This window comes from Polynucleobacter sp. AP-Nino-20-G2, assembly GCF_018688235.1.
Classification (GTDB): Bacteria; Pseudomonadota; Gammaproteobacteria; order Burkholderiales; family Burkholderiaceae; genus Polynucleobacter.
Genome location: NZ_CP061313.1, coordinates 1,387,704 through 1,404,506, shown reverse-complemented (window position 1 = coordinate 1,404,506; position 16,803 = coordinate 1,387,704). Strand labels below are relative to the sequence as shown.

At 48.3% G+C, this 16,803-nt stretch carries 17 protein-coding genes; 15 read left to right on the top strand and 2 right to left on the bottom strand.

The features are described 5' to 3' along the window. The first annotated feature begins 14 nt into the window (after positions 1-14). The 13 genes from fabD (at position 15) to nagZ (ending at position 12,376) form a co-directional block, all read left to right on the top strand. Entirely contained in the window at positions 15-950 is a 936-nt protein-coding gene (fabD, locus tag FD960_RS07275; RefSeq protein WP_215298260.1) for an ACP S-malonyltransferase, read from the top strand. Positions 951-1,008: 58 nt separating this feature from the next. Next, complete coding sequence (gene fabG, locus FD960_RS07270; RefSeq protein WP_215298258.1) at positions 1,009-1,752, top strand: 3-oxoacyl-ACP reductase FabG; 744 nt, start codon at positions 1,009-1,011, stop codon at positions 1,750-1,752. Positions 1,753-1,855: 103 nt separating this feature from the next. Beyond that, positions 1,856-2,095, top strand: a complete 240-nt coding sequence (gene acpP / locus FD960_RS07265; protein ID WP_062311190.1) for an acyl carrier protein — start codon at positions 1,856-1,858, stop codon at positions 2,093-2,095. 27 nt (positions 2,096-2,122) lie between these two features. Continuing rightward, positions 2,123-3,370 (top strand): beta-ketoacyl-ACP synthase II, encoded by a 1,248-nt coding sequence (gene fabF, locus FD960_RS07260; protein WP_215298256.1) that lies wholly within the window; start codon positions 2,123-2,125, stop codon positions 3,368-3,370. Between the two features lie 62 nt (positions 3,371-3,432). After that, the gene (locus FD960_RS07255; protein WP_215298254.1) at positions 3,433-4,881 is read left to right on the top strand and encodes a DegQ family serine endoprotease; all 1,449 of its coding nucleotides are present in this window, start codon (positions 3,433-3,435) and stop codon (positions 4,879-4,881) included. Positions 4,882-5,025: 144 nt separating this feature from the next. Further along, entirely contained in the window at positions 5,026-6,831 is a 1,806-nt protein-coding gene (gene lepA / locus FD960_RS07250; RefSeq protein ID WP_215298251.1) for a translation elongation factor 4, read from the top strand. Further along, complete coding sequence (gene lepB / locus FD960_RS07245) at positions 6,831-7,637, top strand: signal peptidase I (protein WP_215298249.1); 807 nt, start codon at positions 6,831-6,833, stop codon at positions 7,635-7,637. The genes lepA and lepB overlap by 1 nt, the downstream gene beginning before the upstream one ends. A gap of 4 nt (positions 7,638-7,641) precedes the next feature. Further along, complete coding sequence (rnc, locus tag FD960_RS07240; protein WP_215298247.1) at positions 7,642-8,433, top strand: ribonuclease III; 792 nt, start codon at positions 7,642-7,644, stop codon at positions 8,431-8,433. 44 nt (positions 8,434-8,477) lie between these two features. After that, positions 8,478-9,374 (top strand): GTPase Era, encoded by an 897-nt coding sequence (gene era / locus FD960_RS07235; RefSeq protein ID WP_251369876.1) that lies wholly within the window; start codon positions 8,478-8,480, stop codon positions 9,372-9,374. Between the two features lie 6 nt (positions 9,375-9,380). Next, positions 9,381-10,115 carry a DNA repair protein RecO gene (gene recO / locus FD960_RS07230; protein ID WP_215298243.1) on the top strand — a complete coding sequence of 245 codons (735 nt, stop codon included), beginning with the start codon at positions 9,381-9,383 and terminating at the stop codon, positions 10,113-10,115. A gap of 12 nt (positions 10,116-10,127) precedes the next feature. Continuing rightward, positions 10,128-10,868, top strand: coding sequence for a pyridoxine 5'-phosphate synthase (gene pdxJ / locus FD960_RS07225; RefSeq protein ID WP_215298241.1), 741 nt, complete (start codon positions 10,128-10,130; stop codon positions 10,866-10,868). Between the two features lie 10 nt (positions 10,869-10,878). After that, complete coding sequence (gene acpS, locus FD960_RS07220) at positions 10,879-11,271, top strand: holo-ACP synthase (protein WP_215298239.1); 393 nt, start codon at positions 10,879-10,881, stop codon at positions 11,269-11,271. Between the two features lie 28 nt (positions 11,272-11,299). Beyond that, a complete protein-coding gene (gene nagZ, locus FD960_RS07215) occupies positions 11,300-12,376 on the top strand; it encodes a beta-N-acetylhexosaminidase (RefSeq protein WP_215298237.1) in 1,077 nt (358 codons plus the stop codon). An 82-nt stretch (positions 12,377-12,458) separates the two neighbouring features. Here the strand turns inward: nagZ and efp are convergent, their stop codons facing one another. Both efp and earP read right to left on the bottom strand, forming a co-directional pair. After that, positions 12,459-13,019 (bottom strand): elongation factor P, encoded by a 561-nt coding sequence (efp, locus tag FD960_RS07210; protein WP_215298235.1) that lies wholly within the window; start codon positions 13,017-13,019, stop codon positions 12,459-12,461. Positions 13,020-13,106: 87 nt separating this feature from the next. After that, entirely contained in the window at positions 13,107-14,174 is a 1,068-nt protein-coding gene (gene earP, locus FD960_RS07205) for an elongation factor P maturation arginine rhamnosyltransferase EarP (RefSeq protein WP_215298233.1), read from the bottom strand. Between earP and uvrC the strand changes: the two genes are divergently transcribed. Together uvrC and pgsA are read left to right on the top strand one after the other, a co-directional pair. Continuing rightward, positions 14,173-16,110 (top strand): excinuclease ABC subunit UvrC, encoded by a 1,938-nt coding sequence (gene uvrC, locus FD960_RS07200; RefSeq protein ID WP_215298232.1) that lies wholly within the window; start codon positions 14,173-14,175, stop codon positions 16,108-16,110. The genes earP and uvrC overlap by 2 nt on opposite strands. Positions 16,111-16,146: 36 nt before the next feature. Next, entirely contained in the window at positions 16,147-16,722 is a 576-nt protein-coding gene (pgsA, locus tag FD960_RS07195; RefSeq protein WP_215298230.1) for a CDP-diacylglycerol--glycerol-3-phosphate 3-phosphatidyltransferase, read from the top strand. The last annotated feature ends 81 nt before the right edge of the window (positions 16,723-16,803 follow it).

Here is a 16,803-nt window from a genome sequence, read left to right as displayed (position 1 = left end):
CAGCGATTATTCCTATGACATTTGCATTTGTATTTCCTGGCCAAGGTTCCCAATCCGTTGGGATGCTCAACTCTATTGCCGATCGCCCAGAGGTCCGTGCGACATTGCTAGAGGCTTCTGAAGCGCTTGGTGAAGATGTTGCGAAGCTGATCGCCGAAGGGCCGGCGGAAGCACTGGCTTTGACTACCAATACCCAGCCAGTCATGCTGACAGCAGCGATTGCGTTTTATCGCGCTTGGTTAGCTGCTGGTGGTGCTGTTCCTAAGGTGGTGGCAGGGCATAGTCTTGGTGAGTATTCAGCCTTGGTCGCTGCTGGCGTCGTCTCATTTAAAGATGCGGTACCACTCGTTCGCTTCCGTGCGGAGGCAATGCAAACTGCGGTGCCGGTTGGTACTGGCGGTATGGCTGCGATCTTGGGTTTAGATGATGCGGTTGTGAAAACTGTTTGTGCAGAAGCTGCTACCGCTTCTGGTGGCGTAGTTGAAGCGGTGAACTTTAATGCCCCAGGGCAGGTCGTGATTGCCGGTGGTAGTGATGCCGTTACTAAAGCGTGTGAGTTGCTTAAAGCGGCGGGTGCTAAGCGCGCCTTGCCATTGCCGGTCTCTGCGCCGTTCCATTCTTCTTTATTGCAGCCTGCTTCCGAAAAGTTAAAAGGCTACCTGGCTGATATTGAATTTAAGGCTCCTACTATCTCCGTTATCAATAATGTCGATGTAGAGATTCTGAATGATCCAGCGGCTATTAAAGATGCTTTAGTGCGTCAAGCTGCTAAGCCTGTGCGTTGGCAAGAAACCATCAATGCGATGGCTGGGCAGGGTGTGACTCAGGTTGTGGAGTGCGGTCCTGGCAAGGTGCTGGCTGGATTGACTAAACGCATTAATGAGAATGTCGTTGGCATTCCTGTGTTTGATGAGGCCAGCCTGAATGAAGCCTTGGCTACAGTAAAGTAAGAGTACAAATAACAACGAGCAGCTTCAAGAAGCGGCATAGAACAAGCGGAAGACAAATATGAATCTCGACCTTAGCGGACAAATTGCATTGGTAACTGGCGCATCGCGCGGAATTGGTCAGGCCATTGCGGATGAATTGGTTAAATGTGGCGCCAAAGTGATTGGTACCGCAACCTCTGCCGAGGGTGCAAAGGCCATAGAGGCGCGCTTAAAGCCTACGGGTGGTGCTGGCTTAGTCTTAAATGTGACTGCGCCAAATGCTTGCGAAGAAATCATCGATCACATCGTAAAAGAGTATGGCGGCATTAATATTTTGGTGAACAACGCTGGCATTACTCGCGATAACTTGGCGATGCGTATGAAAACAGATGAATGGACCGACGTAATTGATACCAATTTAAGCGCGGTATTCCGCTTATCACAAGCGGTGATGCGGCCAATGATGAAGGCACGCGCCGGCCGAATTATCAATATCACTTCGATTGTTGGTCATATGGGCAACCCAGGCCAGGCCAACTATGCAGCCGCGAAAGCTGGCGTTTCTGGAATGACGCGCGCCTTAGCTCGCGAAATCGGCAGTCGCAATATCACCGTGAATTGCGTGGCCCCAGGCTTTATTGACACTGATATGACCCGCGCTTTGAGCGAAGAGCAGCAAAATGCCCTAAAAGTGAACATTCCTTTGGCGCGTCTTGGTAGCCCAGAGGATGTGGCTCAGGCAGTGGCATTTTTGGCCTCTCCAGCGGCTGGATACATTACGGGTAATACCTTACACGTCAATGGCGGACTATATTTAGCCTAAGGGCAAAGCAGGAATTTCATCATTTTTTGGCGGATTTGCTAATTCAGTCCGCCAAGCTGATAAAATCCTTTTCATCGTTTTTTTACAACCCTTGGGGGACTTAATGGATAACATCGAACAACGCGTTAAGAAGATCGTCGCTGAGCAATTGGGCGTCGCAGAAGCAGAGATCAAGAATGAATCTTCTTTTGTGAATGACTTAGGCGCAGACTCTCTTGACACTGTTGAGCTGGTAATGGCTTTAGAAGATGAATTCGGCATCGAAATTCCTGATGAGGAAGCTGAAAAAATCACTACCGTTCAGCTCGCTATCGATTTCGCTAAATCAAAAGCTCAGGGTTAATTCCCTGGCTAATACATAGCTATTACTGTGTCAGCATCAAATGGCCGTCGCCGGGTAGTTGTTACCGGCTTAGGCCTCATCTCACCTGTTGGTAATTCAGTTGATGTAGCTTGGTCTAATTTGCTCGCGGGCAAGTCAGGCATTGCTACCATCACGAAGTTTGACCACACTCCACTGAGCGTTCATTTCGCTGGTGAAGTGAAGGATTTCAATGTCGAGGAATATGTTTCTGCCAAAGAGGCGCGCCACATGGATACCTTTATCCATTACGGTATTGCCGCAGGCACGCAAGCAATTCGTGACAGTGGATTGCAAGTGACAGAAGAAAATGCTGAGCGTATTGGTGTCATGGTTGGCTCCGGTATCGGCGGCTTACCAATGATTGAAGAGACTGGCGCTGAATTATTGGCGCGCGGTCCTCGTCGTATTTCGCCATTCTTTGTTCCAGGCTCGATCATTAATATGATTTCTGGACACCTCAGCATTTTATTTGGGCTGAAAGGTCCAAACGTTGCTGCGGTTACCGCTTGCACAACAGGTTTGCACAGTATTGGATTGGCGGCTCGCTTAATTCAGTATGGTGATGCAGATGTGATGGTTGCTGGTGGTGCGGAATCTACGATTTCCGCATTGGGTGTTGGTGGCTTTGCATCAGCTCGCGCACTATCGACTCGTAATGATGACCCTGCAACTGCTTCACGTCCATGGGACAAAGACCGCGATGGCTTTGTTCTGGGTGAGGGTGCTGGTGTCATTGTTTTGGAGGAGTACGAACACGCTAAAGCTCGCGGTGCAAAAATTTACTGTGAACTTTTAGGTTTCGGTATGAGCGGTGATGCGTATCACATGACTGCACCAAATATGGATGGCCCACGTCGTTGCATGGTCAATGCAATGCGCGATGCCGGCTTGAATGCGGATCAAATTCAATACATTAATGCGCATGGTACATCTACGCCTTTGGGTGATAAGAATGAAACTGGCGCCATTAAGGCCGCTCTTGGCGATCACGCGAAGAAGGCTTTAATTAACTCCACTAAGTCGATGACTGGCCACCTATTGGGCGGTGCAGGCGGCTTGGAATCGGTATTTACTATTCTGGCTTTACATAACCAGAAGTCTCCCCCAACGATCAATATTTTTAATCAAGATCCTGAGTGTGATTTGGACTACTGCGCCAACACAGCTCGTGACGTGAAGATTGATCATGCCGTTAAAAACAACTTTGGTTTTGGGGGTACTAACGGTACCTTGATTTTTGGCAAGCTGACCTAATATCCTTAGTAAGTTCTTTCCCAATCTTTTCATTGGTTTTTACCAAGCAGGTCTATAGCATCATGAAAAAGTACTTTATTGCGCTCTTGGCTATCTTTAGCTTGGGGCAGCTCACATTCATTCCATTGGCTTCGGCGCAAAGCCCCCGTGTGTCTCTTCCAGACTTCGCTGATTTAGTGGAGCGCGCAAGTCCTGCTGTTGTTAATATCCGCACCACAGAAAAGGTGATGGTTCAGCAGGCGCAAGGTGGGATTCCTGGAATGCCGGAAGACCAGGCTGAGTTTTTCCGCCGCTTCTTCGGGGTGCCTATCCCAGGACTTCCTAGCAGCCCAAAACAAGCGCAACCCAATCCTGGCAAGCCACAAGAGGCTGATCGAGGTGTGGGGTCGGGTTTCATTATTGATTCCAATGGTTTGATTTTGACTAATGCCCATGTCGTAGAGGGCGCGAACACTATTTATGTCACCCTGACTGATAAGCGCGAGTTCAAGGCCAAGCTCTTAGGGATGGATAAACGTACAGACGTAGCCGTCGTCAAGATTGAGGCGCGAGATTTGCCTAAGCTGCAGCTGGGCGATTCTTCAAGAGTGAGAGTGGGTGAGTGGGTATTGGCAATAGGCTCTCCATTCGGCCTGGAAAATACTGTCACCGCAGGGATCGTCTCCGCTAAAAGTCGAGATACTGGCGATTACTTGCCATTTATTCAGACTGACGTAGCGGTGAACCCTGGAAATTCTGGTGGCCCTTTATTGAATACTGCTGGGCAAGTGATTGGTATTAACTCTCAAATTTTTAGCCGCTCCGGCGGATATATGGGTATCTCTTTCGCGATTCCCATTGATGAGGCAATGCGTGTCGCAGATCAATTGCGCACCAATGGAAAAATGAGCCGTGGCCGCATTGGCGTTGCCTTGGGTGAGATGACGAAAGAGATTGCTGAAAGTCTAGGGCTAGGAAGGCCGCGTGGCGCTTATGTCCGTAATGTAGAGCCTGGTGGCCCAGCTGCCTCCGGCGGGGTTGAATCGGGTGATGTGATTTTGAGTTTTAACGGGCGAGATATCGCTAAATCTACCGACTTACCGCGTGCAGTTGGGGAAACTAAGCCAGGCACCAATGCCACTGTTCAGGTTTGGCGCAAGGGCTCCGCAAAAGACTTGACGGTCATGGTTGCCGATACCGATGCTAGTCAGACTCCTGTTAAGAAGGCTGATAACTCAGGCTCAAGCAGTGGCAACGCTAATTCCCTGGGGGTAGTCGTATCAGAGCCTTCGGACGCCCGAAAGAAAGAATTGAATATCCGCGGTGGCGTTGAGGTTACTGGCTTAGGTGATGGCCCGTTGGCTCGTGCAGGGGTGCGCTCAGGCGATGTGATCATTCGGATTGCGGATGCAGACATTACCGGGGTAAAGCAGTTTGAGGGCCTGGTAAAGGGTTTGGACGCCAATAAGGCGGTGCCCGTTTTTGTTCGTAGGGCAGATAGCACCATGATTATTCCGGTTCGGCCAAAATAGGCTAAAAACCAGGTTTTTGAATGGAAAAAACGGGTTTAGCGCTAATCTGGCGCTACCCATTACAATCACTTTAAGACGACTTTTTGCAGCGCATCATTGTGGTGCGTTCTGACAAGGCGTTTTTTGAAGACCACATAAGACGCTATGGATTTAATCCGCAATTTTTCTATCATCGCTCATATCGACCACGGCAAATCAACGCTTGCCGATCGAATTATTCAATTATGTGGCGGCCTTTCTGACCGTGAAATGGAAGCCCAAGTTCTGGACTCGATGGATATCGAGCGTGAACGTGGGATTACGATTAAGGCGCAAACTGCAGCCCTTACTTACAAGTCTAAAGATGGCAAGACTTACAACCTTAATCTGATTGATACACCGGGGCACGTTGACTTCTCATATGAGGTGAGTCGCTCATTATCGGCATGCGAAGGTGCATTGCTTGTTGTAGATGCGAGTCAAGGAGTTGAGGCGCAAACAGTTGCCAACTGTTACATGGCTCTTGAATTGGGTGTTGAGGTTGTTCCAGTGCTCAATAAGATTGATTTGCCTCAGGCGGATCCCGAGCGCGCCAAAAAAGAAATTGAAGATGTGATTGGTATCGATGCTTCTGAGGCAGTGACATGTTCGGCCAAGACAGGCTTAGGTGTGGCGGATGTGATTGAAGAGATGATTGCTCGTGTGCCGCCTCCTAAAGGAAATGCGGCGGATCCTCTACAGGCCTTGATTATTGATTCATGGTTCGATAACTATGTCGGTGTAGTGATGTTGGTGCGTGTGGTAAATGGCACCCTAAAGCCAAAAGAAAAAATTACATTAATGGCTAACGGTTCAAGCCATTTAGTTGAGCATGTAGGCGTATTCAGCCCGAAGTCTGTAGACCGCCCAGAATTATCTGCGGGTCAAGTAGGCTTTGTGATTGCTGGCATTAAAGAATTGAAGGCTGCTAAGGTTGGTGACACAGTCACACATTCTCCTGGGCAGCAGGGTCGTGTACCCGCTGCTGAACCGCTTCCTGGTTTTAAGGAAGTCAAGCCCCAAGTCTTCGCTGGTTTATATCCAGTAGAGTCTAGCGAATACGATCAATTGCGTGAATCATTGGAGAAACTCCAATTAAATGATGCTTCGCTGCTATATGAGCCGGAGGTATCGCAGGCTCTTGGCTTTGGATTCCGTTGTGGATTCCTGGGCTTGCTTCACATGGAGATCGTGCAAGAGCGCTTAGAGCGTCAGTACGGTATGAATCTCATTACCACCGCTCCAACGGTGGTGTACCAGGTAGAGCAGTCTGATGGCTCGATCTTATTGGTGGATAACCCATCGAAGATGCCAGAGGCTAGCAAGATCAATACTATTCTTGAGCCTATCGTGACAGTCAACCTATACATGCCGCAAGAGTATGTAGGCTCGATTATCACTTTGTGCGTCGGCAAGCGGGGTATTCAGATGGATATGAATTACCTTGGACGTCAAGTTAAGCTCACTTATGAGTTACCGATGGCCGAAATTGTTTTGGACTTCTTTGACAAAATGAAATCCATCTCACGCGGTTACGCATCGATGGATTATGAGTTCAAGGAATATCGTCCGGCTGACGTGGTCAAGGTGGACATCTTGATTAACGGTGAGCGAGTGGATGCGCTGTCTGTCATTGTGCATAGAAGCAATAGCCAGCATCGCGGTCGTGAAGTAGTTGCTAAGATGCGCGGCATCATTCCACGTCAAATGTTTGATGTGGCTATTCAGGCGGCGATTGGTAGCAATATTGTTGCCCGTGAGAACGTCAAAGCATTACGTAAAAACGTTTTAGCTAAATGTTACGGTGGCGACATCTCCCGTAAGCGCAAATTATTAGAGAAGCAGAAGGAAGGTAAGAAGCGTATGAAGCAAGTGGGTAACGTGGAAATTCCACAGGAAGCCTTCTTGGCAATTCTGCAGGTGGATGATTAATGAACTTCGCGCTGATTCTTCTGATTTTGGTGGTGGTTTCCGGGATTGCTTGGATTGCTGACCGCTACTACTTTGCCCCTCAAAGACGTCTGGCTGGCATCGACCGTATGCCTTTATGGTTGGAGTACACAGCCGGGTTTTTCCCAGTCATCTGCGCAGTGTTCGTATTGCGTTCATTTATTGTGGAGCCATTCAAGATCCCATCTGGGTCGATGATTCCGACATTGCAAATTGGCGACTTTATCTTGGTGAATAAATTCACCTATGGCATTCGTTTGCCGGTGATTAATCAAAAAGTGATTGAACTGGGTTCACCTAAGCGCGGTGATGTTGTTGTGTTTCGCTACCCCCGCGACGAGTCTGTCGATTACATTAAGCGGATTATTGCTCTTCCTGGCGATACCATTCAGTACCAGGACAAGCGCTTAACCGTAAATGGCGAGCCTTTGCAATACAGCGGTGGCGAGCCCTACCTTGATCCTGAGAATATGCGCTACGCCAAGCGTTATGCAGAATCTTTTCCGGCAGCTCTTGGCGGTAATAAACATCAGATTCTCAATGATCCTGATCGTCCTGCAGGCATGTTTCCTGCGGAGCGTTTCCCTGGATTTGAACACTGCCAGTATCAGAATGCGGGCTTAACTTGCACAGTGCCTGCGGGTCATTACTTCGCGATGGGCGATAACCGTGACAATAGCGCCGACTCGCGTTATTGGGGGTTTGTGCCAGATAAGAATATTGTTGGTAAAGCCTTTTTTGTTTGGCTGAACTTAGGAAATCTTGGCCGCATTGGTGGCTTCGAGTAAAGCCATGAATGCCCGCGCTGTCATCGAAACTGCACCGCTTCAAGAGCGCCTTGGGTACACGTTTAAAAAACTAGAGCTGCTCAATCAGGCTTTAACACATCGCAGCCATAGTAAAAAAAATAATGAACGTCTTGAATTTTTGGGCGACTCTATTCTGAACTGTGTTGTTGCGGAAATGCTGTATGAGCGTTACTCCGATTTAGATGAGGGTGATCTCTCCCGCGTCCGCGCTAATCTAGTAAAGCAGCAAGCCTTGTATGAAATCGCTCAAACGCTATCACTATCGGATTACTTGCGTTTAGGTGAGGGCGAATTGAAAAGCGGTGGATTTCGTCGCCCATCTATCTTGGCGGATACGCTGGAGGCCGTTACGGGCGCTATATTTTTAGACGGTGGATTTGATGCTGCCAAGACCTGTTTGCGTAAGCTTTACTCCATTATTTTGGCTAATGTCGATCCCAAAACTTTGGGTAAGGACGATAAGACTTTATTGCAAGAATGTTTGCAAAGTTATCAATTGGCTTTGCCTACATACAACGTTACCGGCACCAGTGGCGCTGCTCACAACCAGCAATTTGAGGTGGAGTGCCTGATTCCCAGTTTGAAGGTGGCGGTAAAGGGTGAGGGCGCTTCTCGACGCGCTGCAGAACAAGCCGCGGCTAAGCTGGCTTTACTTGCGGCGCTTAAGGCCTTGCCTCAAGAGTTGGGCAAACCCAAAAAGACTCGGTCAGCCAAAAAGAAGGCGGCCAAAAAAGTAGCAACCGAAGAGCAGTTAAATCTTAAGCTGAAGGGCTAATCGTGTTTAGATGCGGCACCATCGCCATTGTTGGGCGTCCCAATATGGGCAAATCCACTTTATTGAACGCTTTAGTCGGTCAAAAGATCAGTATTACTTCTCGCAAGGCTCAAACCACGCGCCATCGTATTTTGGGAATTCAGAATCGCGAAGAAGCGCAGTTTATCTTCATTGATACGCCAGGTTTTCAAACCCGTTTGATGAATACCTTAAATAAGGCCTTAAATCGCACGGTGACCACTGCCTTGCAAGATGTCAATGTCGCGTGCTTCGTAGTTGAGGCGGGATACTTTGGCGAAGACGATAAGAAGGTACTTCGCTTATTGCCTAATGATTTGCCCGTAGTGCTGGTATTAAATAAGCTGGACTTATTTAATAGCCGTTTTCAGACCCCTTCTGAGCGCGATCAAGCTTTGCTCAATTTCATGAAAGAAATGAGTCAGCCTTGGAGTGAGCTTGGTGGTCACGAAGATCAAAACAAGTGTGAATTTACTGAAATCGTACCTATGAGTGCTAAAAGCCCGGGCGATGTTCAAAGATTGTTGGATGTCCTTGAGGGTTACTTGCCTGAGGCGCCACCTGTTTACGATGGCGATACCTTGACTGATCGCAGTGAGCGCTTCTTGGCTGCTGAAATCTTGCGCGAGAAGGTCTTCCGCTTTACTGGTGAAGAGTTGCCTTACACAAGTACTGTAGTGATTGATCAATTTAAGATGGACGGCAAGATGCGCCGTATCGCCGCCACTATTCTGGTGGATCGCGATAGTCATAAAGCGATGATCATTGGTCAAAAGGGCGAGCGCTTGAAAAAGATTTCGACCGATGCGCGTATCGACATGGAAAAACTCTTCGACGGTAAAGTATTTTTAGAGACTTGGGTCAAAGTGAAGCGTGGTTGGGCTGATGATCGCGCTGAGTTGCGGGCTCAGGGTCTGGAATAAATATCCATGGCTTCGATTCGTGTTGCTGACGAACCCGCTTTTGTATTGCACAGCATCCCCTATAAAGAAACCAGCTTAATTCTGGATGTCTTTACGCGGCAATATGGTCGTATGGCATTGATTGCCAAAGGCGCTAAGCGTCCACACTCGACATTGCGACCAGTGTTGCAACGCTTCCAACCTCTACTTGTCTCATGGAGTGGTAAATCAGAATTACGTACTCTAACGAAGTCGGAGTGGGTTGGTGGTACGCCATCACTGGTTGGCGACGCGCTCTTATGCGGCTTTTACCTGAATGAGCTCTTGGTGAAATTTTTGGCTCGCGAAGATGAATACGAAAGACTCTACGATCATTACACCGATACGATTTCGGCTTTATCTAATCTAGAGTTTGAATCTAAGGGTCTAGAAGAAATTCTGCGTCCCTTTGAGTTAACCTTGCTTCAAGAGACTGGTTATGCGGCTGCCCTGGATCGCTGCGTTGAGACCAATCAGGCGCCAAATTCAGGAGAGCAATATGTTTATCAGCCAGAGCGCGGTGTTAGGCCTGCGCAAGGTGATGATCCTGGGCATTGGCCCGTCCTAAGTGGTCGATCTCTTTTGGCGATTGCTGCAGGGGATTTTTCTGATCCCGAAACCTTGTCTGAAAGTAAGCAGCTGATGCGCTTCTTGTTGGGACTGCATCTTCAGGATCAAGTGTTAACCACCCGCCAGATTTTGATTGATCTCAAGAAAATCTAGTAATCTACCGTAATGACCAACTTAGAACTCGGCATCAATATTGATCACGTCGCCACTCTACGTAATGCGCGTGGGACTGTGTACCCCGACCCCTTGAGAGCGGCTCGTTTGGCCGAAGAGGCGGGCGCTGATCTCATTACTTTGCATTTGCGCGAGGATCGTCGTCATATCAAAGATGCGGATTTGTTGGCTTTGCGTCCCTTGATTCAGACGCGTATGAATCTGGAGTGTGCTGTTACTCCAGAGATGATTCACATCGCCTGCCAAGTAAAGCCCCACGATGTTTGCCTTGTTCCTGAGAAGCGTGAGGAAGTGACAACTGAAGGTGGTCTGGATGTGTTGGGCCATTTTGATGCCGTTAAAGCAGCGACCGACCAATTGGTTCATGCGGGTATTCGGGTGTCATTGTTTATTGATCCTGAAGAAAAACAAATTCAAGCAGCTAAAGATGTTGGCGCCACCGTTGTAGAGCTCCATACTGGACGATATGCTGATTTATCTGGTGAGCAGCAGGCTCAAGAGTTAGAGCGCATTCGAAAGGCGGCTCAGTTTGGAAAAAGGATTGGCTTGAGAGTAAATGCAGGCCATGGCTTGCACGAGGGCAATGTATTGCCGGTCGCAGCTATCGCCGAGCTCTCCGAACTCAATATTGGACATGCGATTGTTGCCGAGGCCTTATTTAAAGGTTGGCAAAAAGCGATTATTGATATGAAGACTCTGATGGTTCAGGGTAGAGCAAGCCCTTCAAAATAAAGAACCACTCATGATCATCGGAATTGGTACGGATATTTTGCAGATCGAGCGTCTTCAAGCCGCCTACGACCGGACTCATGGCCGCTTAGCCGAGAAAGTTCTTGGTCCCGATGAGTTGATTGTATTTAAACAGCGCTTAGCTAGAAATCACAAGCGGGGCATTGCTTTTTTGGCAACCCGATTTGCTGCTAAAGAAGCTTTCTCCAAGGCGATTGGTTTAGGAATGAGAATGCCTATGACCTGGAGGTCTTTGCAAACGCTGAATGAACCTAGCGGCAAACCAGTGACTTCATATCTAGGTGCGCTAGCTCAATTTATGGCAGAGAAGAATTGGGAAGCTCAGGTAACGGTCAGTGATGAACAGGATATGGCAATTGCACACGTCATCGTCGTTCAGAAATAATTAACATACTAAATAGCTGGAGGAATGCATGAGTAAGTCGACTATGAATCCAGGTCCAATCACTTTGGATATGGTTGGTCTTGAGTTGAATGCAGAAGATCGTCGTCGCATTCTCCATCCCTTGACCGGTGGCGTTATTCTATTTGGTAGAAATTTCTCAAATCGCAAGCAACTCACCAAACTAAGCGCTGAAATTAAAAAGTTACGCCCAGATGTATTGATCTCCATTGATCATGAAGGTGGTCGTGTACAGCGTTGCAGGACAGATGGCTTTACCCATCTGCCGGCGATGCGTCAATTGGGTGAGTTGTGGTCTGCTAAAGCTAAGGGCGCTCATCCTGCCGCTTCCGCTGCTCAAGCAATGGCTGCGGCTACAGCATGTGGCTATGTATTGGCTGCTGAGCTGCGCGCCTGTGGTGTCGACTTTAGCTTTACGCCAGTGTTGGACTTGGACTTTGGTCGCAGCGGCGTCATTGGCGACCGCTCCTTTAGTCGCGATCCGCAAATCACCTTTGCTTTGGCCAAGAGTCTGAATGAAGGTTTGCGCTTAGCAGGCATGGCCAATTGCGGTAAGCACTTCCCGGGGCATGGTTGGGCCGAAGCGGATTCTCATGTGGCCATTCCCGTGGATGAGCGTTCTCTTGAGGAAATTCTGAATGATGATGCCAAGCCGTATGAGTGGTTGGATTTGAGTCTAGCCTCTGTCATGCCGGCTCATGTCATTTATCCTCAAGTTGATCAGAATCCTGCTGGCTTTTCTAATATCTGGCTCCACTCCATCTTGCGTCAGGAGTTAGGATTTGAGGGTGTTATTTTTAGCGATGACCTTTCAATGGAAGGTGCTAGCGTTGCCGGCTCAGTAGTGAAGGGCGCTGAACTTGCTTTGAATGCGGGTTGTGACGCAGTCTTAATTTGCAATCGTCCCGATCTGGCCGATCAATTACTTTCCAAGCTAAAAGTATCTAAAGCTAAACAATCTGAATCTGCAAAACGCTTGAATCGTTTGATGCCGAAGTCAGTAGGCTTGCCGTGGGATGAGTTGCAAAAAGAGGCGGAGTATCAGCATGCCAAAGGTCTGTTGAAGCAACTGAATTTAATTGCCTAGCGATTAACCACTGAGAGAGTGATAAAGAAGTGCCAATAAAAAAGCCCGGCATGCCGGGCTTTATGCTTTGCTAGCTAAAGTATTAGTTAGCGCGACTACGATATTCACCAGTACGAGTATCGATTTCAATCTTGTCACCAGTGTTACAGAACAAAGGAACTTGCAATTCATAGCCAGTAGCCAATTTTGCAGTCTTCAATACTTTGCCTGAGCTGGTGTCGCCTTTAACCGCTGGCTCTGTGTAAATGATTTCACGAACCAATGAGTTTGGCATCGCTACTGAAAGTGCTTTACCTTCGTAGAAAACTACTTCGCATGGCATGCTTTCTTCGAGGTAGTTCAATGCGTCACCCATGAATTCTGCTTCAACTTCATATTGGTTGTAGTCAGTATCCATAAATACATACATTGGATCTGCGAAATATGAATATGTGCAGTCCTTCTTATCCAAGATCACTACATCGAATTTGTCATCGGCTTTAAATACGCCTTCGTTTGGCGCGCCAGTTAACAAGTTCTTGAATTTCATTTTCACAACAGAGGAGTTGCGGCCTGAGCGGCTGTATTCGGCCTTTAAAACGACCATGGCATCGGTGCCGATCATTACTACGTTACCAACGCGGAGTTCTTGTGCTGTTTTCATCTTGCTAGTCCTGGGTGCAGAGCTGATTTTCTGCGGTTTTTATCAAAGTCAAGATTGTAACCGCCCGGAGGCCTATTTTGCTGAAGATCAGGCTACAAAGCCCAATAGACGGGCAGCTAGACCCCCATCCGCCTGTTTTTGCAGTAAATCCGCTCGCCATGCCTCTGAATGGCTATTCCAGCTATCTAGTGATGCAAGCCATTGGTTTGGCATAGCCCAGGTCATGGCGGCAATCACAGCCAACCTGAGTTCTTGGGAGGCATCTTCGAGGTAGAGATCTAAAAATGCGGCAAGTTTGACCTCGTGCGCACGATCTTCCTGGGGATAGATATGCCAGATGAAAGGTTTTCCGGCTAATTGAGCGCGGATAAATGAATCTTCGCCTCGCACTATGTTGAAGTCGCATTGGCCAAGCACCCAGTCGTATTCATCTTGGGATACGAATGGAATAGAAATGAGTTGAATGGAGTTTGGTAGCGAGATAGGGTGGCCAGTGCTGAGCTTGAGCTGCTCAAGTTGGCCGTGGGTCAATACAACATCGACATTCTCGCCTAGTGCCCCAAGATCCTCGAGCCACTTTAATAATGGCGCTCCAGGGTAGCAAAAGACGCTGATGCGTTTTGTGTTGGGGCGCATTTGAGCCCATGCTTCGTACAGACTGCTTGGAATGTTTGCACTCTTGATTGGTTGGTTTGGAATTGGATCAAGGAGGAGACCACCAACATTTGCCTGAAAGCCGGGAAAGAAAAAGTACTTGGGAATTCCATGAGCCTGAGGAGATGCCTTCCCATGAAAGTCCGCAATCCAGGGTTCGGCACTGAGATACTCTAAATTGATGATGATCGGTTTTTTGGGGGCGATCAGCAGGCCTGTGAGATAGCGCTCTGGTAGATCGCATCCAAATGCCTCAATCACCACATCCGGCGTTTCTACTGGGTGACGGCTATTGTTAAAGCTGGACTCCCATGGCTGAAGGTCGACTTTTCGCTTGATTTCTTCATCAACGCCGGAAGCGAGTAAATTAAGGGTTGGCAAGTCGTCGCAAAAAATTCGCACCGTTTGCCCGTGAAGACTTGTTAAGCTTCTCGCTAGACGCCAGCAAACACCGGCATCACCAAAGTTGTCTACGATTTGACAGAAAATATCCCAACGCATGAGCAATTCGCTTTTTGAAACCCTTCAGCAGGATGTTAAACGGCTACCCGGATTGCCGGGGGTATATCGCTTCTTTGATGAGGCGGGGCATATCTTGTATGTCGGTAAAGCGCGCAACCTCAAAAAGCGTGTTTCTAGTTACTTTCAGCGCACTCAACTTTCTCCGCGCATAGAACTTATGGTGGGAAAAATTGCCCGCTACGAAACTACAGTAACACGCTCTGAGACCGAGGCCTTAATTTTAGAGAACAATTTGATTAAGGAGTTGGCGCCTCCATTCAATATCCTCTTCCGTGATGATAAGTCTTATCCCTATGTCATGTTGACTGGTCATCAATTTCCCAGGCTTGCCTCCTATCGCGGTAAGGTCGATAAGCGCAATCATTATTTTGGACCATTCCCGAATTCATGGGCAGTGCGTAATAGCGTGCAGATTCTGCAAAAGGTGTTTCGACTTCGCACCTGCGAGGACTCTGTTTTTAAGAATCGCAGTCGCCCCTGTTTATTGCATCAAATTCATCGCTGTAGCGCACCTTGCGTTGGACGACTTAGCGTAGACCAGTATGGTCAAGATGTTGCTCAGGCAACGCGCTTTCTAGAAGGCGATCACAGCCGTGTTCTTTCTGAGTTGGAGAAGAAAATGCACACCTTTAGTGATGCGATGGAATTTGAAATGGCTGCCGTATTACGAGATCGCATAGCGGATCTCTCTAGCGTCTTACAGCAACAATCAATGGATGCTGTTGCTGATGGGGAGGGCGATGTAGATGTGATTGCGGTTGCTCAAATGGAAGGTGTGGCGTGCGTCAATCTGGCGATGATTCGTGGCGGTCGACATCTTGGCGATCGTGCCTATTTCCCCAAAGGATTGAGAACCATCTCTGGCGAGTTGCCTCTTCCCGCTGAAATCCTGGAGGCATTTATTGCTCAACATTATTTGGAAGATAAGATGGTCGATGGAGAGCCAACTACCAATCTCATTCCCCCGGTGATTATTCTGAATCATCCCTTGCGTAAGGCATCCGATGAGGTGGCAGCTACTGAAATGATTGATAGCGCAAGCGAAGACTCTGCTCCAGAGGATTTGCATGAGTTGATGAATGCTCAGGCTGGCAAGCGGATTACTTTTTTACATCAACCTCAGGGACAGAGGCGTCATTGGTTGGCAATGGCCGAGGGTAATGCCAAGATCGCCATTGCGAAAAGATTGGTAGAGACTGGTGGGCAGCTTGCTAGAGCGCGTTCATTGGCCGATATCTTGGGTCTTGAATTAGAAAGTCTTGAGCAACTTCGTATCGAATGTTTTGACATTAGTCACACCTCGGGGGAGGCCACTCAAGCTTCTTGCGTAGTTTATTCAAAGAATGCTATGCAGCCGAGTGAGTATCGCCGCTTCAACATCAACGACATTACCCCTGGCGATGACTACGCTGCCATGCGACAAGTGTTGCAGCGCCGCTATGCTAATTTCCAGGAGCTCCCAGTTGAGAAGATGCCTCAAGTGATATTGATTGATGGCGGTAAGGGTCAGGTTGAAATGGCAAGACAGGTGCTTTCTGAATTCGGCATGGATATTTCTCTGATCGTGGGTGTGGCCAAGGGGGAAGGGCGTAAGGTGGGCCTAGAAACCTTGATTTTTGCTGATGATCGCAAATCTCTGGAGCTGGGTATTGATAGTGCGGCCTTATTGCTGGTCGCTCAAATTCGGGACGAGGCGCATCGTTTTGCTATTACGGGGATGCGAGCTAAGCGTGCCAAAGCGAGAACCGTATCTCAGTTGGAAGAAATCGAAGGGATTGGGGCAAAGCGTCGGCAAAAATTACTTGCTCGCTTTGGGGGATTGCGCGGGGTAGCAAATGCTACGGTTGAGGAAATCGCCACGGTTGAAGGAATATCCACCGCTTTGGCGGAGCAAATCTATAAGCAACTCCATTGAGTTCACACGCTCATCACATTGGGTTATGCTTGAGCTATGCCCTTTAATCTGCCTATCGCTTTGACTTGGTTGCGCGTTGCCGCAATCCCGCTTTTGGTCGCAGTGTTTTATCTGCCGAATACCTGGCTTACCCCTTTCGAAAAGAATCTCATTGCAACCATCATCTTTGTGTTTGCGGCAGTCACCGATTGGTTAGATGGATTCTTAGCGCGTCGCATGAAGCAGGAGTCCGCATTCGGACAATTTTTAGACCCTGTTGCCGATAAGTTGATAGTTGCTGCCTCATTGCTGGTGTTGCTCAATATGGATCGCGTGCAGGTGTGGGTGGCCTTAATCATTATTGGGCGCGAGATTACTATTTCAGCACTGCGGGAGTGGATGGCGCTCTTAGGTGCAGGTAAGAGTGTGGCAGTGCATATGGTTGGTAAGCTCAAAACTACCGCCCAGCTTGTTGCGATTCCATTTTTATTGCTTAATGACACGCTATTTGGGTGGCTTGATTGCGCGCAAGTGGGTACTTGGTTAATCTGGATTGCATCGTTTTTAACGCTTTGGTCAATGTTCTATTACATGAAAAAAGCCTTGCCCCAACTGGCAGATAAAGCCCAATAAAGACCGCTAGCCCAGTACGCACAAGGCTTTGTGCGATATTGAATGCCCCTCTATTTTTTGTCTTAGCAACAAATAATGCTT